Source organism: Vibrio sp. 10N.261.51.C6 (assembly GCF_041471785.1).
Classification (GTDB): Bacteria; Pseudomonadota; Gammaproteobacteria; order Enterobacterales; family Vibrionaceae; genus Vibrio; species Vibrio crassostreae_C.
This window is the reverse complement of sequence record NZ_JBFRPB010000034.1, coordinates 14,946-36,652: the sequence shown is the minus strand read 5'-3', so window position 1 is coordinate 36,652 and position 21,707 is coordinate 14,946. Positions and strand designations below refer to the sequence as shown.

The following is a 21,707-nucleotide window of genomic DNA, read 5'->3' as shown; positions in this document are numbered from 1 at the left end:
ATGCAACCTACGCGATGCTCAAATATTTGTGAGTTTGAATAGATAAACGCCAGTTACGTTCAATACAAGTATCAATACACAGTTGCGTTGCACGTTCTTTTTGGCTAATAGGTTGAAGTGCAATGACTGTATTTTCAGGAACATCGGCTCTAGCAATAAGAGCATCTAGTTGCTCGATATCTTTACCTGTACCAACAGGGTGCTTGATTTCATTCGCACGAACGAGTGCGCTATCAAGGATATCCAATTTGGCTTTCATCGCCACTTTCGGTGACACCGTAACCCAAGTGTCCGGTGTGGCTTTAACTTCTGATGTTCCGCTAGTCTCAATCTGACAGCGACAACCGTGCTGCTCAAACGCTTCAGTAAGAGGAACAAGATCATAAATGCATGGCTCACCACCAGTAATCACAATGTGCTTAGCAGTGTAACCTTGCTTGATATATTCATTCACGATTCCTTGAGCATCGATTGCTGACCAAGTAGGTGAATCTTCTGTCTTAACCATAATATCGCCAAGGCTGGTTTCCTCTTCTGGCAACGCTTCCCAGGTCTGCTTGGTATCACACCAAGAACAGCCCACTGGGCAAATTTGCAGACGAACAAAAACAGCGGGAACGCCAGTAAACACGCCCTCACCCTGAATGGTTTCAAACATTTCATTAATCTTGTACAACTTTCCCTCAGCTCAATCATTTGATGAAATTAATCAACCGCAGACCTTAAAGCACTTCCCCCTTTTGGTCAAACAAATGAGTACTGATAAATGAGTTGATCAAAGCCCTAGCCTGAACTTTCAAGTTCCCTTATCCTTTCGCCCATAGATTTCGTTAGCTTTTAATTTTTTAGTAAGGAACAACATGTACAAACTGATTGCTCTTGATATGGATGGCACACTACTCAACAGTGAAAAAGTGATTTCTCAAGAGAACAAAGACGCAATCGCCAAAGCACGAGCTGCAGGTGTGAAAGTAGTTCTCGCTTCTGGTCGCCCTTTAGAAGGCATGCAAAGCAAATTAGATGAGCTTTCGATTGACGGCGAAGATGACTTTGTACTCTTCTACAACGGCTCTATGGTTCAGAACGTATCGACAAAAGAGATCATTCACAGTGAGATCAGCAACGGTAAAGCCGCAAAAGAGATTGCTGCCCTCGCTGAACAGCTTGGTGGTTATGTCCATGCTTTCAGCAAGATCCACGGCTTAATCACACCTGAGAACAATGAGTACACTGGTATTGAAGCGCGTATTAATTGCTTAGATATAACCGAGTTCGACTTTTCTCAACTAGAAGATGACCACGAAATCATCAAAACTATGATTGTCGCTGAACCAAGCAAGCTGACTGAAATCATCGGTAAGTTGCCACAAGAGCTTAAGACTCAGTTTACTATCGTACAAAGTGCACCATTCTTCTTAGAGTTCCTAAACCCGAAATCAAACAAGGGTGTCGGTATTGAAGCGATAGCGAAACACTTAGGCATTAAAGCGGAAGAAGTCATCTGCATGGGTGATGCTGAAAACGATCACCATATGCTTGAATACGCAGGCCTTGGCATTGCAATGGAAAACGCAATGGAAGAAACCAAGAAACTGGCGGATCACATCACAGCTAGCAACGACGACCATGGTGTAGCGGTCGCGATTGAGAAGTTTATCTTCAACTCATAAACGCTCAACAGGTTCTAATAAGAATTACTTTTTGCTTGTTTCAGAAATGACAAAGGCTGTGCACTGCACAGCCTTTTTGATTTTGTGTTAGTCGAGTCGCTTACTCTCTTTTCCATGGCAGACGAAATGCCACCACACCAAACAGAATCAAGATTGGGAAACGTAACGTTTCAACAATAAATGAAGCAATACCGCTGAAAGAGACAAAGCTTCCAGCCCAGCTAATCAGCAGATTTCCCGCTAACAACATCGCCATCACTCCAAGAACGATCTTGAATGAGAACTGACCAACCAAAGGTTTCGAGTCTGTTAACGTCACTAGGCATGCAATCGTCATCAAAATCGCCACCCAGAATGAGAATGTTGGCAGTGGCCATATCACCGTCAGAACAATCGACAGTAAGCACAATGCCCACCAAACACCTTTAGAACTCAATAAGGCGCTAATATCAACATCCGGTTTCGCGTCTAATCTCACGATATGCCACGTCGTTAAAGCGCCTAATACGCCACCCATTAATACATCACTAAAAAACGCACTACCTGAATAAGACTTAAATAGCATGATCCACAGCAGGCCAGCGAGCACTACCAGAATGGCTTTTTGCTCCAAGAGGCGCTTTAGTTTCCAAAAGACTAACAAGGTTAAACTGACCCACAAGGCAGCCAACAGACTTGGAAAACTATACCCACTGCTCATCACCAGTTTCAATGTTGGCATGTAAGCGTGTGGACGTGGAAAACCAAAACCTTGGTGCGCGATTAAAGTAAGTAGTGTCACCGAGATCAAAGTGAAGCCAAACTTCAACGCGAAGTTACGGCCAAAGTACCAAGCAATTAACGGCAATATCACAATGAAGACCCATGGCTTGGCCAACAAGTCAGTAAAAAGCACAGTATTCGCAAATACGCTTGGCATCTTATCGAACGTGTTTTGAAGTGACACAATCCAATTTAATTCAACTTGATGGACTTTGGGTGCCGCGCCCACCAGCTCAGTCACATACGTCACCGGTTGATCTGTCGCAGATAAAAACAGCTCGTTAATCTCAGACCATTGCTCTGGGTAGCGGTATTGGTGATCTTGCAATTCAGTAGGAGGAAGTAACATCGCTCGGCTGACTTCCACGCCATAATGAGGAGCAAACCAAATCGGCAGCTCAAAGCCACCTAACTCATTTCGAGCCTTGTAACTGATCACTTCAGAGTCAGAAATACAATCAAACACGACGGCACTGTCGGTATAACCTAGCACATCACCGACCGTTACCGACAAACCAGCCTCTTCCCACGTTTCACGTTGCGCCGCGACGGCTGGCGGCTCACCTGAAACAACAGTGCCTCCCGGTAGAGACAATTGACCGGTGATCAACTCATCAACCAACACGATTTGGTTATCAGCACGTACTACACACAAGGCGCCCGCGATATGATCGGGCAAAGTGTCGTTTGTCCAAGCGGAAGTAGTACTCAAAAGAGACAGTATGAAAACTAATAAATATCGAATAACCAACGAGTTTACCTAAAAAATAATAGAAGAATATTGAAGACTGCTGTTGCAGTTGAACTATTGTAATCAAAGCCACACAAAATCGCTGTCTACGTTTTGTGCAAAGCCTTCCTCATCCATTGAATGTGAGGTGTGAACCCCATTTTTTGATAGAAGTCCTTGGCAGGTGAATTAAAGTCCCAAACCTCTACAAAGACTTGTTCAACCCCATAATCATCAAAAGTCGCTTCAACTTTGCTAAACAACTTTTCAGCAATCGATTCTTTTCGATAATCAGGCAAGACAAACAGTTCATCGACACTCCCCATCGGCACCGGTTTACTCACCGTTGAGATAAGCTCACAAAAATGCCCAGAGATAAAGCCAACAATGAGCTCTCCTTTTAATGCCACATAAACCAAACATTCAGGGTCATCCAAGTATCGTGCAATGCTTTTTTCCTGCTCAATCTCTTCTGCCGTTTTAAAGTGCTCTGGGCTAGCAAGGTGGTGGTGATGGTGGAGATCGAACATTAACTCGTTAAGTTGTTCCAAATCCGTATGCTTTGCAGCCCTTAAGATGACATTCATGACTATTGCGCTTCTCAAACCAAATTAATATCTAAACTGAGTCTAGTTTACTTGGCGTGAGTATCTATACAAGTTATTGAATTAATTCATTGTTTGAAGTGTGTATTTTAGATACAAAAACGGCCACATTACGTGGCCATTCTGTTTGAATGATTTTCAATTAAACGAATATCTAGGCTATGTTTTTTGCTGCGGCTTTTGCTGTAGCTTCAGCTTTATGCACCGTTATCTTCTTTCTCTTCTTTGAGATCAGCAAGCTGTTGTTCCAGTTCAATAAGCTTAATTTCCGCCTCTACTTCCGCAACTCGCTTTTCTGCATCGGTGCGATTGTCTTGCGCTAGACCATCAGCAGTAACTTGGGTTCGTTGTGCGTTTCTTGCATCGTCCGTATCTTTCATTGAACCCGCAACACCACCGGTCACACCACCTAATGCAGCGCCCTTAACGGCTAAACTCGCATCTCCAGTTAGAGCGCCGGCTGTTGCTCCTAATAAAGCACCACCTACCGCACCACGATTACGTGCGGCATTCTCATTTTCGTTATCCATTGCTGGTGATGCGCAACCAGAAAGAGTCACAATCAGTGTCGCTAAAAGAAAAGGTTTAGTGAATTTCATAGGAGTCTCGCTTAGTTCTTCGTTTTGAGTAGAACCATCTTAAGCAGAGCCGTTAATGAGATAAATAAAGCCACGTTTAGACGATACATCATGTTCAGCTATGTATTATTCAGCCATCGCATTACTGATTAATGATATATAGCTTTGAGCTCGCTTTATCCTCACCAACAAAAAAGGCGACCAATAAGGTCGCCTCAATCGCGCTTTCTCTATAATTCTTGCCTTTCACATATCTCTTAGCCTTTAGACCAAAAGTTTTGCATGTTTGCTACGCTAGGTGGTGGCCTAACACCACAATCTCGATAATGATTTTTGTCGCCGATCCCCAGTATCTTGCCATTTTCGTCATCAATCATAGCCGCAACTTTAACACCGTCTCCCACATGGCGAGTTAACACGACAATTTCACCAGCTCTTTCAGACCTTGCTGCGCCTAAGATTTGATATTCGTAGCGGCCTTTCCTTGAATTAACGATCATCTTCGAGGTAATAGGGTCGGCTTCATATCCCACACCAATATCAAAAACCGCTTGATAGAGATCGACGCCAGTCTTTGATACACATTTAAATACCTTGGGATGACTCAAAGGTTCTAACAACGCTCTACTCGCTTCATCCTTTGAAATACTGGCACTAGCAGCACCACTGACCAATAAAGCAATCAACAAAAAGTAAGCTCGCATAAAAAGACCTCAATATGTGGGATTCATAATGAGGTCATAGTAAACGCAATGGATAAGCGGATGAATAAAGTAGCGTTTAGGTAAACCATCACGCCGGATTATGTATAAATCAACAAGCCGAAGGTGAGATTACCTAAACTGCGACGTCTATTTGCCGAGCTTTTCAGCAATTTCAGTTAAGCTGGTAGGGTCGTCAATAGTTGAAGGCACCACATATTGTTCACCTTCTGCGATCTGCCGGATCGTTCTACGTAAGATCTTACCTGAGCGTGTCTTAGGTAACCTCTCAACAACCAAGGCTTGCTTAAAACAAGCTACCGCGCCGATCTCATTACGAACCTTGCCAACCAATTCCCTTTGCAACTCAATGCCATCGACTTTTACGCCATCTTTTAACACAACTAGACCTAAAGGAAGTTGTCCTTTCAAGTCATCGTGAATCCCGACTACCGCACATTCTGCAATGGCTGGGTGACCACCCACGATCTCTTCCATTTCTCCAGTCGACAGACGGTGTCCCGCTACGTTTATCACATCGTCGATACGGCCCATGATAAATAGATACCCATCTTCATCAAGATAGCCACCGTCCCCAGAAACATAATAGCCCGGGAACTGACTCAAATAGCCGGATTCAAACCGATCATGATTGCGCCATACCGTGGGTAAACAACCAGGCGGCAATGGTCGTTTGAGTGCCACAAACCCTTGTTGATTCGTTTGTGCGATTTCACCCAACTCATTGAGGATCTCCACTTGGTAACCCGGAACAGGTTTGGTTGAAGAACCCGCTTTTACAGGTAAAGATTCCAGCCCTGTCGGATTGGCAGAAATAGCCCAACCCGTTTCGGTTTGCCACCAGTGGTCAATAACCGGTTTATTGGTATGAGACTCAACCCAATCCAATGTTGGCGGGTCCAAACGCTCTCCCGCCATAAAAATCGACTTGAGCGATGATAAGTCATACTTGGTGAGTAACTCGCCTTCAGGATCTTCTTTCTTGATAGCTCTAAATGCCGTTGGCGCAGAAAATAACACATCGACGTTGTACTCTTCACACACACGCCAGAATGCCCCCGGATCTGGCGTTCTGACTGGCTTTCCTTCAAACAAGATGGTTGTGCAACCATGAATCAATGGCGCATACACAATATAGGAATGCCCCACTACCCAGCCGACATCAGAAGCCGCCCAAAACACACCATCTTGCGGCATATCGTAGATAGTGCTCATCGAGTATTTCATCGCGACCGCATGACCACCATTATCGCGCACCACGCCTTTTGGCTTACCCGTCGTCCCTGATGTATACAAGATATATAGTGGGTCAGTCGCTAGAACAGGCACACATACGTGAGGCAAAGCATCCTCAACGGCTTGTTGCCAGAGTACATCGCGTTCGTTGTTCAATTCGGCTAGTGACTGCTCTCTTTGGAATACCACCACTTTCTCAGGCTTCCATCGGCTGTCCATGATCGCGCGATCGACCATCGGCTTATATGGCAGGACTTTATTTATCTCGACACCGCAGGATGCAGTAATCAACACCTTGGGCTCGGCATCTTCAATTCGAACGGCAAGCTCATGAGGGGCAAAACCACCAAACACCACCGAATGCACCGCACCTAGTCGTGCACAGGCCAACATTGCCATCGCCGCTTCAGGAATCATTGGCATGTAGATCACCACACGATCACCTTTGGTAACGCCTTGCGTGGCTAACATACCAGCGACTTTAGCCACTTGGTTACGCAATTGATTGTAAGTGTACGAGGATTGAGTTCCTGTAACTGGAGAGTCGTAAATCAGTGCGGTATTGTCACCTCGCCCATTTTCACAATGATAATCCAGCGCGAGCCAGCAGGTGTTCATCACCCCATCAGGAAACCAACGCTCAATTCCGTTATCGTCAGTTTGTAATATCGTTTTTGGTGGTTCAAACCAATCTATCGCTTGTGATTGTGTTTCCCAAAACGAATTTGGGTCTTCCCTCGCCCATTGATACTCGGTGATGTAATCTGTTTTTCTAGTCATTCGATTCGTAGCAGACATAGTGCCTCCTCCATGATTTATCCATTAGTCCAAGCGACTAGCTTTTAACAGTTTCACTTGGGTGCACTCTTTTCTCAGCGTTGTATTCGTGAACATTTAACCGTTCACGACAATCGCTTTACTTGGGAAAAGGCACACGAATGGCACCTTCCATGATCACTCGGGCACTACGACTCATAATCGCCCTCTCTATTTTCCACCCACTTTCGGCCTGCAGCGCTTTAGCACCTACCTTCAATGTTCCTGATGGGTGCCCAAAAGTCACAAAGTCACGAGAGCCTCCTCCCGCCGCTAAATTCACTAGCGTGCCAGGAACACTTGCCGCTGAAGCAATAGCAACCGCAGCCGTACCCATCATGGCATGGTGCAGTTGCCCCATAGACAAAGCACGCACCAGAAGGTCAGTATCTTCGACAGCAACCGATTTACCACTGGAAGCTTGGTACGCTTGAGGCTTAGCAACAAACGCGACTTTAGGTGTATGTTGACGTGATTCAGCTTGTTCTAAAGAATCAATAAGACCCATTGCTACTGCACCATGTGCTCGTATGGATTCAAACAGAGCCAAGGCTTTGGTATCACTATTGATATCTGATTGAAGTTCAGTGCCTTGGTAGCCAACCGATTCAGCATCAACAAAAATGGTGGGTATCCCAGCATTAATGTATGTCGCTTTGATGCAACCCAGATCGGGAACATCTAAAAAATCGACAACATTCCCTGTTGGGAACATAGAGCCACTCGCATCGGCGGGGTCTAGGAAATCAACTTGGATCTCAGCGGCGGGGAAAGTCACACCGTCGAGTTCAAAATCACCTAACTCTTGAACTTCGCCACCAGCGATAGGTACATGAACAATAATGGTTTTCTCTATGTTCACTTGCCATACTCGCACCTCGACCACACCGTTTTCTGGAATACGATTCGAGTCGACTAGGCCACTATGAATAGCAAATGGGCCCACTGCAGCAGACAGATTGCCGCAGTTACCGCTCCAGTCCACAAACGGCTTATCAATGGCAACTTGGCCGAATAGGTAGTCAACATCGTGATCGGCTTTACTACTTTTCGAAACAATCACGGTTTTACTGGTACTGGATGTTGCACCACCCATACCATCGGTTTGTTTGCCATAAGGATCTGGACTACCAATCACGCGCAGAAGTAATGCGTCTCGAGCTTCTCCGGCAACTTGAGCAGCTTCAGGTAAGTCACTTAAGTTGAAAAAGACACCTTTGCTTGTTCCGCCCCGCATGTAGGTAGCAGGTACTTTTATCTGTTTATTTGTCATCATAAGCTCCTACTGTGCGAGAAAGTCTTTAGCGAAACGTTGCAATACGCCACCAGCGCTGTACACATTCACTTCGTCTGCCGTGTCTAGTCGGCAGGTCACAGGAACATCCAGCTTGTCACCGTTTTTACGAGTGATGACTAGAGCCAAATCAGAACCCGCTTCAATGTCGCCGTAAACGTCGTAAAACTCGGTACCGTCGAGTTGCAAGGTGTTGCGATTAGTTCCCGCTTTAAACTGCAAAGGCAACACGCCCATGCCAACTAAGTTGGTTCTGTGAATTCGTTCAAACCCTTCTGCCACAATTACTTCAACACCCGCTAAGCGCACACCTTTGGCTGCCCAGTCACGTGATGAACCTTGTCCATAATCGGCACCCGCCACGACAATCAAAGGCTGTTTACGGTTCATGTAGGTTTCTATCGCTTCCCACATTCGCGTAACTTGACCTTCGGGTTCAACTCTTGCTAGTGAACCTTGCACGACTTCTCCAGCGTCCTTAACCATTTCGTTATACAGCGTAGGGTTGGCGAATGTTGCTCGTTGCGCGGTTAAGTGATCACCTCGATGGGTCGCGTAAGAGTTAAAATCCTCTTCCGGCACTTCCATTTTGGTGAGGTATTCCCCCGCAGCGCTCGAAGCGAGAATCGCATTTGAAGGGGATAAGTGATCTGTAGTGATATTGTCACCCAGAATAGCTAAAGGTCTCATACCAGATAGGCTTCGTTCTCCCGCAAGAGCACCTTCCCAATAAGGTGGTCTTCGGATATAGGTACTTTGAGGTCGCCAGTCATAAAGCGGTTCAGTCGTCACCTGCTCCTCGTCTGGCTGGAACATTTTTACGTAGATCTGTTGGAATTGCTGAGGCTTAACGTGCTCACCGACAACGGCATCGATCTCGGCATCACTCGGCCATAAATCACTTAAGTAGATTGGCTTACCATTGTTGTCGGTGCCTAAGCTGTCTTTCTCGATATCAAAGCGAATCGTGCCAGCCAACGCGTAAGCAACCACCAATGGCGGTGAGGCTAAATACGCTTGTTTGGCATAGGGATGGATTCGACCATCAAAGTTTCGATTCCCTGACAACACAGCGGTTGAATACAGGTCGCGGTCGATGATCTCTTGTTGGATAGCAGGATCTAGGGCTCCGCTCATACCATTACAGGTAGTACACGCATAGCCGACGATACCGAAGCCTAGCTTTTCCAGCTCAGGTAGCAAACCTGCCGACTCAAGATAGAGCTTGGCAACTTTAGAGCCCGGCGCAAATGATGTTTTCACCCACGGCTTACGAACTAATCCAAGTTGATTGGCTTTCTTAGCCACCAATGCTGCGGCGACCACATTTCTTGGATTACTGGTGTTAGTACAAGAGGTAATCGCTGCGATGATTACGGCACCATCAGGCATCTGATCATCCCTGTACTGCTTAGCATGCTGCTCTTTCCAAGATGTTTGACTGATACCTTGTTCAGCCAGCTCTCTGGTTGGCAAACGGCGATGAGGGTTAGACGGCCCTGCAAGATTGCGCTCAACCTTCGATAAGTCAAACTCAAGTACACGCTCATATTGAGCAGAATCGAGATCGTCAGCCCATAGCCCGGTTTGCTTGGCGTAGCGTTCAACTAGTTCAACCTGCTCAGGCTCTCGACCAGTGAGTTTCAGGTATTGAATAGTCTGCTCATCGATATAGAACATACCCGCTGTCGCACCATATTCTGGCGTCATGTTAGATATCGTTGCGCGGTCACCAATAGTCAGAGCACGAGCCCCTTCACCGAAGAATTCCAAATAGCTTGAGACCACTCTCTCATTGCGAAGGAACTCAGTAATCGCAAGCACAATATCCGTTGCGGTGATCCCTTCTTGTCGTTGACCCGTTAGTTTAACGCCGACAATATCAGGCAAACGCATCATTGACGGACGACCGAGCATCACTGTCTCAGCTTCCAAGCCGCCCACACCAATTGCAATAACACCCAGAGCGTCAACATGAGGAGTATGACTGTCGGTGCCGACACAGGTATCAGGAAACGCGATGCCTTCTTTAGATTGAATCACTGGAGACATTTTCTCCAAGTTAATCTGGTGCATAATTCCATTACCCGCAGGAATCACACTCACGTTTTTAAACGCGGTTTTACACCATTCGATAAAGTGAAAACGGTCTTCGTTTCTGCGCTCTTCAATCGCGCGGTTTTTATCAAATGCTTCGTTATCAAACCCGGCATGTTCTACTGCCAAAGAGTGATCAACAATCAGTTGAGTTTCGACCACTGGGTTCACCTTGGCAGGGTCTCCGCCTTGGTCGGCAATTGCATCGCGTAAGCCAGCTAAATCAACTAAAGCGGTCTGACCTAGAATGTCATGACACACCACTCGCGCAGGATACCAAGGAAAATCTAAGTCGCTCTTGCGTTCAATGATCTGTTTTAAGCTGTCTTCAAGGGTTTCAGGATCACAGCGTCTTACTAATTGCTCTGCCAACACTCGCGACGTATAAGGCAAGGTTTTATAAGCGCCCGGGGATATTGCTTCTACCGCTTCGCAAGCGTCGAAATATTCTAAACCCGTTCCCGGTAAAACCTTTCGATACTTGTTTTCATCAAGCTCTTGGTTTCTTTCAAGTTTTACATCAGACATACATCCACCATTATCTGTTAAATTCTATTCGTTGGTTCTTGAGGCCTTGTCATATGAAGACGGAAGTCACCTCAAGACATAAGTCGGCTCGATATAGAGAACTAACGTAAGTGGATTGGTAGCCAGTCTTGATGCTCTGGGCCGGTGTAGTCTGCACTTGGACGAATGATGCGATTATTTTCTCTCTGTTCGAACACGTGCGCCGTCCAACCCGTAAGGCGGCTCATCACGAAGATAGGAGTAAACAATTTGGTTGGGATGTCCATGAAGTGATAAGCCGACGCATGGAAGAAGTCAGCATTACAGAACAAGCCTTTCTCGCGCTTCATTACCGCTTCAACACGCTCAGAAACGGCGTAAAGCTGCTTATCTCCCACTTCTTGAGCTAACTCTTTTGACCAACGCTTGATTAGCGCATTTCGCGGGTCGCTTTCACGATAAACGGCATGACCGAAGCCCATGATTTTGTCTTTGTTAGCAAGCATCTGCATGATGTTAGTTTCTGCTTCATCAGCGGTTTGCCAATCTTGGATCATTTCCATCGCCGCTTCATTCGCACCTCCATGTAAAGGGCCTCTCAACGTACCAATCGCTGCGGTGACACACGAATGGATATCAGACAGGGTTGATGCACACACACGAGCGGCAAAGGTTGAAGCATTAAACTCGTGTTCCGCGTATAGGGTGAGCGAGCAATGCATCACCTTCTTATGAAGTTTACTTGGAGTTTTGTCTGTTAGCATTTTCAAGAAGTAGCCACCCAGACATGCTTCGCTTTGATCTTCAGTGTCAATGCGCACGCCATCATGACTAAAGCGGTACCAGTAACAAATAATCGCAGGGAAAAGCACAAGCATTCGCTCAGTCGCAGACAGTTGCTCAGAAAAATCTGACTCTTGCTCTAGATTACCTAGCATTGAACAACCCGTTCTCATCACATCCATTGGATGAGCGTCTACAGGGATAAGCTCTAGTGCTGCTTTCAAAGGTTGAGGCAAGCCGCGCAAACCAATCAACAACGTTTTGTAATCGTCTAACTCTTTTTCACTGGGCAAATGACCTCTTAGTAACAGATGCGCCACTTCTTCGAACTGAGCATGATTAGCAAGGTCGGTTATGTCATAGCCACGGTAGGTCAAACCCGTTCCTGACTGGCCTACCGTACATAGCGCCGTGGTTCCCGCACTCTGGCCACGCAGACCAGCACCACCGATGGCAGGTGCGCTGGCTGAGTTGCTTGCTGTTTTTTCGCTTTGTTGTAGATTTTCTGTTGAAGCCTTATCGACAGCTGCTTTATCACTCAAAGATACAGACATGGTGAACTCCTTTTCTGTGTTAGTCGCCTGCACTCTTTGGTGCTGCCTGTTTATGTATCCGATGATCTTTATCATCGGTACTGGATATGGCGACTAACCATTTCACGTTATTGGATTAAGTTGATTTTTGATTAATTGAAACCGGTTTACCCTTCGCTTGAAAACAACTGATCAAGCTTGTTCTCGTAGTCGTGGTAATTCAGGTGTTCGTAAAGCTCTTTACGGGTTTGCATTGAATCCAACAAAGCTTCTTGATTACCTTCAACTAACAAGTGTTTGTAAACATTCTCCGCCGCTTTGTTCATCGCACGGAACGCACTCAATGGATAAAGCACCATGTCGACACTTGATTGGGCTAACTCGTTACAGCTGTAGAGTGGTGTTTGGCCAAATTCAGTGATGTTCGCAAGAATAGGCACGTGCTTGCCCGTTGCTGATTTCAGCGCTGCCGAGAACTTCACGTATTGATCGAGTTGATTCATCGCCTCAGGGAAGATCATGTCTGCGCCCGCTTCAACACAAGCTATCGCTCGCTCAATTGCGCTATCAATGCCTTCAACCGCCAATGCATCCGTACGTGCCATAATCACAAAGCTTTCATCGGTTCTAGCATCGGTTGCCGCTTTGACTCTATCGACCATCTCTTGCTGACTTACAATCGCTTTATTTGGTCGATGACCACAGCGTTTCTGGGCCACTTGGTCTTCCATATGGATTGCTGCTGCGCCTGCCTTCTCCATAGCGCGAATCGTACGTGCAATATTGAATGCGCCACCAAATCCCGTATCGATATCCACCAGCAATGGCAGATCACACGCGTTGGTAATACGTTCAACATCTACCAACACATCGTTCAATGTGGTGATACCTAAATCAGGCAAACCGTAAGACGCATTGGCGATACCTCCACCAGACAAATAGATCGCCTGATGCCCCAAGTTCTTTGCCATCATCGCGCAATACGGATTCACCGTGCCGACAATCTGCAATGGATCGTTGTCTTGCACAGCTTGTCGGAACTTAGCTCCTGCTGATAACTTCATAATGACGCTCCTTGTTAATTGTTAATTTCTAATCTTTATGACTACTGATGTTTAGCTCTCGCCAGCGAAGAACCGCTGGCAAATACCAATCGCCAGTTAATCAAGATCTTTGGATTGAATTTGTTGTTCTATCAGCAATCGACTGCCCGAGATGTGTCGTCGCATTAGCATTTCTGCTAGCTCTTCATCGCGATTACGAATCGCTTGTAGGATGTATTTGTGTTCATCGAGCGCCTCTTTTGGTCGAGACTGAGCCCTAGGCGATTGATAGCGGTACATGCGTAATAGGTGATAAAGCTCGTCACACAACAGAGAGATCAATTTGCTGTTACGACTCGCTTTGATAATGCGGTAATGAAAATCGAAATCCCCATGTTGATGGAAGTAAGATGAACCTTCGACTTCATCGATATGTTTAGAATGTGTCGACAATAAGCCTTCAAGCCCGATAAGCTCTTCTTGTGTGATATGTCGCGCTGCTAGGCGAGCCGCCATGCCTTCCAATGCCTCTCGCACCGCGTAAAGCTCTAGCAGTTTCTCTGCAGAAAAAGTAATAACTCGAGCGCCGACATGAGGAATTCGCTCAATAAGCCCTAGCCCTTCCACACGCATTATCGCTTCACGTAATGGACCTCGACTTACCTCGAAGCGTTTAGCCAGTTCAGGCTCCGAGATCTTACTGCCCGGTGCTAATTCACCGTTAACAATCGCCTCAACGAGATACTCAGTGAGATTTTCTGATTTAGTGTTCTCTTTATCGCTAACACGTGTTTTCGTGTTTGCATTTAAGCTTAGATCTTTTATCGCAGTATTCATATTCAGCTGCTCACTTCTATTTGCTGAACCTTAATTGTCAACAATTCCATAACATGAACATAAAATACACGATCGGATTGTCGACAATCAAGTAGATTGTCGACAATTTAGACTAAGGTAGTGTTTTTTATAGACGATAAAGTTTGTTAGAAAACACGCAAATAATGACTTAACCAACTGTTAATAAATGAATTAACCTAGGAGAGGCTCAACAAACCCTTACTTACCCTACAATTATTAGAAATCGATGTGTCGACAACTTATAGCCGAAACTTGTCAAAAGCAGCCCCCTTCGTATCTATCCACCAGCTCACCGATAAACAGATATAAAAAAGGCGCACTCATGTGCGCCTTTCATTCATCGAACCCGTTCTAACAAGCCAACCTTTAATCAAGCTATCTGACGAGTAACTTCTAGGTATTTGTTGATATCAACGAAATCAATTTGTTCCGGTTTGAGATACTCTTCTGCATAACGCAGGTGAGTACCGCTGGTTAAGAACAATCTAAACAGTTCGATATCGAGATGCTCGTCCAACGCCATTTTGTACATGATGTCGACAGCAACACTGATTGGCTTCGCCTTCTTATAAGGCCTATCCGCAGCAGTTAACGCCTCAAAAATATCGGAGATCACCAGAATACGTTCTGGGATTGAAAGGTCATCACCAGTCAGCTTCCTTGGATATCCCGTACCTTTGAGTGTTTCATGATGCGTCGAAGCATAGCGAGGAACACGGCTTAGCTCTTTCGGGAATGGCAGATTCTCAAGCATCTTAATCGTGCCAAGCATGTGCTCGTTTATCTTGAATCTGTCTTCTGCAGTCAACGTGCCGCGTGCAATACTCAGATTGTAGACTTCGCCTAGGTTATATAAGTGCTCAGGTACATCCATTTTGATTTTATGTTTCGGGTCAAACTCTAACGGCCTATCTCTTCTCACTATATGTTCAGGTTTATCACTTAACAGTGGCTCTGTCGCTGGTAAACTTGCACTCGGTTCTCGGTTCAACGCTTCTATCGGTGATAAACCAAGTTGATCATCAAAGTTACGCGTCCAAGTCGTCTCAGCTATCGCGTGAATACGAGCGACTTTGTCTTCACTCATGAATTCACCACCAACGTTCGATGTCGCGATAAAAGTAAAGTCATCTTGTAGCTGTTGTTTGGTTGTCGCAAACTCATCTGCAATTTGCTGCGTTGATAGCGTACCTTCAAGTTGCTTTCTCAAAGCGGTGATTTCCGCATCACGCCAAAGTACTTCAAATCGAGTTCTCACCTCGTGAATTCGGTTGTAGTTCGCTTCTAGCTTCGTACCTTTATCGACGATGTGTTCGGGTATCGTGATCTTGCCACAATCGTGAAGCCAAGCCGCAATTCTGAATTCACGACGTTCATCATCATTTTTAAACTCAAAATCTTTGAAATGATCGGACTGTGATTTCTCAACTGCATCAGCCAACATCAAGCCGAGTTTTGGTACACGATTACAGTGCCCTGCCGTATAAGCAGATTTATCATCGATAGCTTGGGCGATAAGCTTGATAAACGACTCCACAAACGCCTCTTGTGTCTGTTCATGCTGCTTAATCTCTGCCGCCATGCCTTTCACTGCCACAGACAGCTCCCATACTTCTTTGATTCGAGTGTCAACAAGCTCGACACTATCATAATCTCGCATCTTGATCTTATGAGTCTCTTCCTCTAATTGACGAATAGGACGCACTATCGGTGCACCAAAACCCCAAGCAATAGGCAACGTCAAACTCATCAGTAACATCGTTATACCAACAGAGGTTGCTAGACGTTTATTGACTGTACTAAAGATTTCAGATTCGGGAATCAATACCGCAAAATATTCAGAGTAGTGTTCGCCCGTGTCTATTTTCTTTAAATAGAGATGCTTGATCTCGCCATTCAACTCTACCCTTACCATACTGCCTTCAACCGTTGCTTCCTTAGTCAAATCATAAAGTTCAATATAAGGAACCGTCGTATTCGTATTAAAGCCGGTATCATGGAGCCACTTTTTCGCTAAGGTATCAAGTTGTTCATCACTTAACCTGCCGATAGCTTTGTCAATAATTGGAAGCAATTGCTTATGCTTGCTCTGCAACACCAAATGGAATTGATTTGAGTAGTTCTGTTTTAGATCTTCTAGAGCCCCATTTACAACAAGGCCTGGTTGGAAAAACCTATCTAATGCAAACGAGAGTACGGGTTCAGCTTCTAAGAAAGCAAAGTTCTCTCCGCTTTCAATTGAATCAAATGCGGACTCTAGGTTTTCAAACTCAACTAAATCAATATTCGGAAAGTCTTCCCTTAGCTTAGGAATAATTGACCACCCAGATAAAATGGCCACTTTTTTATCCTCAAGCTCGGCATAATTAGTAATAATCTTCGCGTCTTCTCTGGTCACGATAGCAAACGGTAAATCATAGATTGGAGTGGTGTAGAGGCCGCTTATGCCATTATTTTTATAATTTTGCACCGATTGCAGCCCATCTATAGTTCCTTCTTGAAACTTATTAACAAGCTCTCCCCAAGAAAAACCATTCACAAATTCAAACCTGATCCCAGTCATACCACCAATCATTTTGAGAAGGTCTATCGCATAGCCGTCTGGTCTTCCCGCCACTGAAAAGTCCATCGGCCCCCAATCATTTTGATTAGACACTAAAAGCGGAGGAGTATCATTAACCAAGGCTTTTTGCTCAGATGATAGCATCAGTTTTGATACATCAAACTCCGATTCCTGATTATTAACCTTGAGGTTAGACGCAATAATGTTACCCGATTTCGAATATAAGAAAGACTCAACCTTACTATCTTCTGCTAATCCAAGCGCCGTACCTGATAATTTGTTAGCCAAAGAAGACAGCACAATATCAATACCAATCACATGTTGAATTTCAGATTCGATTTTCGACTCAAACGCTAAAGAATAAGTTTGTCCGGTAATTTGTAAATGCTGAAAAAGATATGGCTGAGTTTTTTCGACCGACAGAACATTGGCAGCAACATACCAAGGCCTGGTCGTTGGAAAGTAGTTGGCCTGCTCCGTAGTTGAGCTTCTGAGGGAAAACTCTTGGTCAAAGTATTTCGTTGTCCGGACTCGCTCCTGCCCTATATTTTGAATCTCAACCACAACCCAACGATCCGTTTGTTGTGCTCCTATTTTTTCTCTAACGACAGGGGCAGATTCTAGGTTAATAATTTGGAAGAAATTTTCATCGGATGAGCCAATGTAAATACTATAAAAGAGAGGGTTATCTTTAATGGCTTCAGAAAGAATACTACGCGACTCTTCTTTCGATATTTTGTTACTGATAGATCGTTTCACTGTAGCAAGTAAACGCGCGGTGTTGGCTGCGTCAGAGTCAATCGCGCCGATATAATCACTCAGGTCATGAGATACCATCGTCAACTTTGACAGAGTATTCTCCGTCGCCATTTTTTTACTGAAGTAGTATTGAAGAGAGACCGCAACCACAGCCGTTAGCACAGTCGCGAGTATGAACATTGTTCCAACGGTAAAGCGTAACGAAATTTTTTTTAATGCCATTATTTCATCCTTGAATAATCGCCAACTCCAAAGTTAACAGCCTAGCGCAATCAATACCGCTTAAGTTGCATATCAACTATAGTAACTCATTATTCCACATCTAAAATCTAACACCTCTATACACCTGACTCTTTTGCAGAAATAGTTATCGTAGTCACATCTAACAATATAGACCAACAACCAATGCACTCGAGTAGAAAACGCTAGTTAAATCCAACCTTTGTCAATGAATTCAATCATTCTGAGACAATAACTACGATTTTAGAATCCAGATATCATTCAACAGTAAATGGACAAAAACACGTTACCGTGAACTTTATGAACAATATTAATCCAATGTTCTTTATTCTCAATATCGCCGCATTACAGACATTTCATTAACACACCGTTAACTTTAGCTTCATCTGCTAAGCAATATCCTACTCATCTGTTTAGTAGCTGGAAATAAAACATAAGTTTCTCTCCATTGAAGAGATCCCCTACATAAGGAACGTGAACCATGTTCAAGGCACTGAAACCTACTCTTGCGGCTTCTATCATCGCAGCAACCTTTTCTTTCAACACTTTTGCTGCTGACGTAGAAAAAATCCACTTCCTAATCCCTGGCGGCGCTGGTGGTGGTTGGGATATGACAGCTCGTGGTACGGGTGATGTTTTGGTGAAATCAGACATCGTAGAAAATGTCTCTTTCCAAAACCTGTCTGGTGGCGGTGGCGGTAAAGCGATTGCTCACCTAATCGAAACGGCACAACGCCAAGAAGACACGCTAATGGTGAACTCAACGCCTATCGTTGTTCGTTCACTAACAGGTATCTTCCCTCAATCTTTCCGTGACCTAACTCCGGTAGCAGCAACCATTGCCGATTACGGTGCAATTGTCGCGTCTGCGGATTCTAAATACGACACTTGGGAGGACGTCGTTAAAGAGTTCGAAACCAACCCACGTAAAGTGAAAATTGCTGGCGGTTCAGCCCGTGGCAGCATGGATCACCTTGTGGTTGCGGCAGCGTTCAAAGGCGAAGGTTTTGATGCGAAGAAAGTACGTTACATTGCCTACGATGCTGGCGGTAAAGCGATGGCGGCACTGCTTTCTGGCGAAACACAGCTGCTTTCAACGGGCCTTGGTGAAGTACTAGAGATGTCTAAGTCTGGCCAAGTAAAAGTGCTTGCTGTGACGGCTCCAAAGCGTCTTGACGCTGCGCCTAACATCCCAACACTGACTGAATACGGCAACGAGACAGTATTTGCTAACTGGCGTGGTTTCTTTGCGGCACCGGGTACAAGCCAAGCAAAAATCGACGAGTGGAATGTAGCGCTTGGCAAAATGTACAAAACCGATGAGTGGCAAGTGGTTCGTGACCGTAACGGTTGGATCGACAACTACAAAGCTGACAAAGATTTTTACGCCTTCCTAGAAGATCAAGAAAAACAGATGGGCGACCTAATGCGAGAGCTTGGTTTCTTGAAATAACCAACAACCATAGAGGGCCTATGTGCCCTCTTACTCTTTCCTTGTTTCGCCGTGCATGAGTTAACTTCAAACTCCTTTGTTTATTCGTAGACGTATTACTAACGCTTGCCGATTCGTTGTAAACGCAAGTGGCTGATAAACCAGTACCGTAATTCGCTTACCTTTGGTTAGTGATCCCAGACATTTCATTGACTCGCTCATGTACGGCTTTTTTACTTTTTATACCACCCCAAATGGAGTTGGATATGTCGGACTTACCAACCAAATTTCTGAGTAAGGAATCTTTGCTTTCGAAGGATCGCATCGGAGCCATGCTCTTTATGCTTGCATGTTTATGCTATGGCTACCAAACCACGCTGATTCCTTTGTTCCCCGGTGACGAGTACGAACCCTTCACAGCAAGAACCTTACCTATCCTGCTAACGTTTATCGGCATTGGCCTTTCGTTGATCCTGCTTATAACCGGACAGCCGGATAAAAAAGTTACATGCGACACTACGCCGCTGAACTGGAAACTGCTTATTGGCTTCTTGGTGTTAATGGCTCTGTACGGTGTTGGACTGACTTATCTTGGCTTTGTTTTAGCAACCAGCTTCTTCTTACTTGCAGGCTTTTACCTACTGGGTGAGCGCCGCAAAGCTGTCTTATTTGGCGCGTCGTTTCCTTTCGTTATCGCGTTCTTTCTTTTATTAACTCAAGGCTTAGATATCTACCTAGAGCCTGGTTTAATCTTCACTCTTTGGTAGGGATAACATTATGTTAGACGGAATTTTACAAGGACTTTCTACCGCCGTGATGCCAATGAACATCATGATGGTAATTGTTGGCTGTTTTGTTGGTACCTTTATTGGAATGCTACCGGGACTCGGTCCAATTTCAGCAATCGCGTTGATGATCCCGATTACATACGGCCTAGATCCTTCTTCTGGCCTAATCTTGTTGGCTGGTGTGTACTACGGCGCTGTATTTGGTGGCTCGACGTCATCCATCTTAATCAATGCTCCGGGTTGTTCTTCAACGGTAGTAACCGCGTTTGACGGCTACCCGATGGCTCAAAAAGGCCAAGCAGGTAAAGCACTTGCTCTCGCGGCTTACTCTTCTTTCACAGGCGGTACGCTTTCAGCAATCATGCTTTTGATTGCCGCACCGGCTCTAGCAAGCGTGTCACTGAGCTTCCAGTCTTCAGACTACTTTGCGTTGATGCTATTAGGTTTGTCCGCTGTAGCGGCGTTTGCAGGCCCAGGTCAGGTAATCAAAGCGTGGATGATGACTATTCTTGGTTTGATGCTATCAACTGTAGGTATCGACAAAGGTGTTGGCGTTGAACGGTTCACTTTTGGCCTTACGGATCTGATGGATGGCTTTAGCTTCCTATTATTAGCGATGGCAACATTCGCACTGGGTGAAACCTTGATGGGTATTCTAAAACCAGAGCAAGACACCAGCGCGGAAGAAAGCCAAAAGATGTCGGATATTGGTAGCATGAAGGTCACCAAAGAAGAGTTCAAAGAAGTGGCACCAGTTTCAATTCGATCTTCTATTCTCGGTTTCTTTACCGGTGTTCTACCGGGCGCAGGTGCCACTATTGCGGCATTCCTAAGCTACGGTATGGAGCGTAGCCTCGCGCCAAAAGACAAGCAGAAAGAGTTCGGTAAAGGCAGTATCCGTGGTCTTGTTGCTCCTGAATCAGCAAACAACGCCGCTTCAAGTGGTTCATTCGTTCCGCTACTAACGCTGGGTATTCCGGGCTCTGGTACAACTGCGATTATGCTTGGTGCATTGATTGCCTACGGTATTCAGCCTGGTCCTCGCTTGTTCGTTGAACACCCAGACGTATTTTGGTCGGTGATTATCTCGATGTACTTTGGCAACATCGTGCTGGTTATCTTAAACCTACCGTTGATCCCATATATCTCTAAACTGCTAGCGGTACCTAGAACGGTTCTACTTCCAATGATTATCTTCTTCTCAATCACTGGCGTGTACTTGGTGTCATTCAACACGATGGACGTATTTGTGATGCTACTGGTAGCGATGGCTGCGATAGCATTAAGGCTAGCCAACTTCCCATTGGCACCATTACTGTTAGGCTTCATATTGGGCGGCTTGATGGAAGAGAACTTAAGACGAGCATTGATGATCAGCGATGGTGAGTTGAACTTCTTATGGGAACGCCCTATTACGATGACCTTCACTATTCTGGCGGTATTGGTGCTGTCTAGCCCGATTCTAGTGAAACTATTTAAGAGTTTTAGAGCGAAGCCAGTAGAAGTGTAAAGCTTTATCGAATCAACTAAACCTCAACGAAAGGAGCCATTGGCTCCTTTTTTCATTTAAAGCCTCAATTAAAACCAGCGGTTAAAGATGGTAGCAAACTCACAAACCTATCTTTACAACACACATGGCGCTGATATTCATAACAAATTCAAGTAAGGTAACCAGTTAGTTAACGTATTGG

The 21,707-nt window shown here is 45.2% G+C and carries 16 protein-coding genes; 4 read left to right on the top strand and 12 right to left on the bottom strand.

Annotated features, from left to right (window positions below; all coding sequences use genetic code 11):
• Positions 1-7 precede the first annotated feature (7 nt).
• Positions 8-658, bottom strand: a complete 651-nt coding sequence (gene queE / locus AB4375_RS09810; protein ID WP_017068031.1) for a 7-carboxy-7-deazaguanine synthase QueE — start codon at positions 656-658, stop codon at positions 8-10.
• Positions 659-860: 202 nt separating this feature from the next.
• Here queE and AB4375_RS09805 point away from each other — a divergent pair, with 202 nt between their 5' ends.
• A complete protein-coding gene (locus tag AB4375_RS09805) occupies positions 861-1,670 on the top strand; it encodes a Cof-type HAD-IIB family hydrolase (protein ID WP_017062301.1) in 810 nt (269 codons plus the stop codon).
• Positions 1,671-1,770: 100 nt separating this feature from the next.
• Here the strand turns inward: AB4375_RS09805 and AB4375_RS09800 are convergent, their stop codons facing one another.
• The 11 genes from AB4375_RS09800 to AB4375_RS09750 form a co-directional block, all read right to left on the bottom strand.
• The gene (locus tag AB4375_RS09800) at positions 1,771-3,183 is read right to left on the bottom strand and encodes an NUDIX domain-containing protein (RefSeq protein WP_372051459.1); all 1,413 of its coding nucleotides are present in this window, start codon (positions 3,181-3,183) and stop codon (positions 1,771-1,773) included.
• 86 nt (positions 3,184-3,269) lie between these two features.
• Entirely contained in the window at positions 3,270-3,749 is a 480-nt protein-coding gene (locus AB4375_RS09795) for a GNAT family N-acetyltransferase (RefSeq protein WP_017069368.1), read from the bottom strand.
• A gap of 215 nt (positions 3,750-3,964) precedes the next feature.
• Positions 3,965-4,366: a glycine zipper domain-containing protein gene (locus tag AB4375_RS09790; protein WP_017062298.1), complete on the bottom strand. Its 402-nt coding sequence runs from the start codon at positions 4,364-4,366 to the stop codon at positions 3,965-3,967.
• A gap of 236 nt (positions 4,367-4,602) precedes the next feature.
• Entirely contained in the window at positions 4,603-5,049 is a 447-nt protein-coding gene (locus tag AB4375_RS09785; RefSeq protein WP_017069367.1) for a hypothetical protein, read from the bottom strand.
• Between the two features lie 147 nt (positions 5,050-5,196).
• A complete protein-coding gene (locus AB4375_RS09780) occupies positions 5,197-7,101 on the bottom strand; it encodes a propionyl-CoA synthetase (RefSeq protein ID WP_372051458.1) in 1,905 nt (634 codons plus the stop codon).
• 118 nt (positions 7,102-7,219) lie between these two features.
• The gene (gene prpF, locus AB4375_RS09775; RefSeq protein ID WP_372051463.1) at positions 7,220-8,392 is read right to left on the bottom strand and encodes a 2-methylaconitate cis-trans isomerase PrpF; all 1,173 of its coding nucleotides are present in this window, start codon (positions 8,390-8,392) and stop codon (positions 7,220-7,222) included.
• A 9-nt stretch (positions 8,393-8,401) separates the two neighbouring features.
• Entirely contained in the window at positions 8,402-11,038 is a 2,637-nt protein-coding gene (gene acnD, locus AB4375_RS09770) for a Fe/S-dependent 2-methylisocitrate dehydratase AcnD (RefSeq protein WP_017069364.1), read from the bottom strand.
• Positions 11,039-11,139: 101 nt separating this feature from the next.
• Positions 11,140-12,354 carry a 2-methylcitrate synthase gene (prpC, locus tag AB4375_RS09765; protein ID WP_017069363.1) on the bottom strand — a complete coding sequence of 405 codons (1,215 nt, stop codon included), beginning with the start codon at positions 12,352-12,354 and terminating at the stop codon, positions 11,140-11,142.
• Positions 12,355-12,500: 146 nt separating this feature from the next.
• Entirely contained in the window at positions 12,501-13,397 is an 897-nt protein-coding gene (prpB, locus tag AB4375_RS09760; RefSeq protein WP_017062292.1) for a methylisocitrate lyase, read from the bottom strand.
• A gap of 96 nt (positions 13,398-13,493) precedes the next feature.
• Positions 13,494-14,213, bottom strand: coding sequence for a GntR family transcriptional regulator (locus AB4375_RS09755; protein WP_017069362.1), 720 nt, complete (start codon positions 14,211-14,213; stop codon positions 13,494-13,496).
• A gap of 391 nt (positions 14,214-14,604) precedes the next feature.
• Entirely contained in the window at positions 14,605-17,778 is a 3,174-nt protein-coding gene (locus tag AB4375_RS09750) for an HD domain-containing phosphohydrolase (protein WP_017069361.1), read from the bottom strand.
• Positions 17,779-18,277: 499 nt separating this feature from the next.
• On the opposite strand from AB4375_RS09750, the gene AB4375_RS09745 reads away from it, so the two are divergent.
• The 3 genes from AB4375_RS09745 (at position 18,278) to AB4375_RS09735 (ending at position 21,526) form a co-directional block, all read left to right on the top strand.
• The gene (locus AB4375_RS09745; RefSeq protein WP_017069360.1) at positions 18,278-19,249 is read left to right on the top strand and encodes a tripartite tricarboxylate transporter substrate binding protein; all 972 of its coding nucleotides are present in this window, start codon (positions 18,278-18,280) and stop codon (positions 19,247-19,249) included.
• A gap of 245 nt (positions 19,250-19,494) precedes the next feature.
• Positions 19,495-19,995 carry a tripartite tricarboxylate transporter TctB family protein gene (locus tag AB4375_RS09740; RefSeq protein ID WP_004733594.1) on the top strand — a complete coding sequence of 167 codons (501 nt, stop codon included), beginning with the start codon at positions 19,495-19,497 and terminating at the stop codon, positions 19,993-19,995.
• Positions 19,996-20,005: 10 nt separating this feature from the next.
• Complete coding sequence (locus tag AB4375_RS09735) at positions 20,006-21,526, top strand: tripartite tricarboxylate transporter permease (RefSeq protein WP_372051457.1); 1,521 nt, start codon at positions 20,006-20,008, stop codon at positions 21,524-21,526.
• Positions 21,527-21,707: the final 181 nt, after the last annotated feature.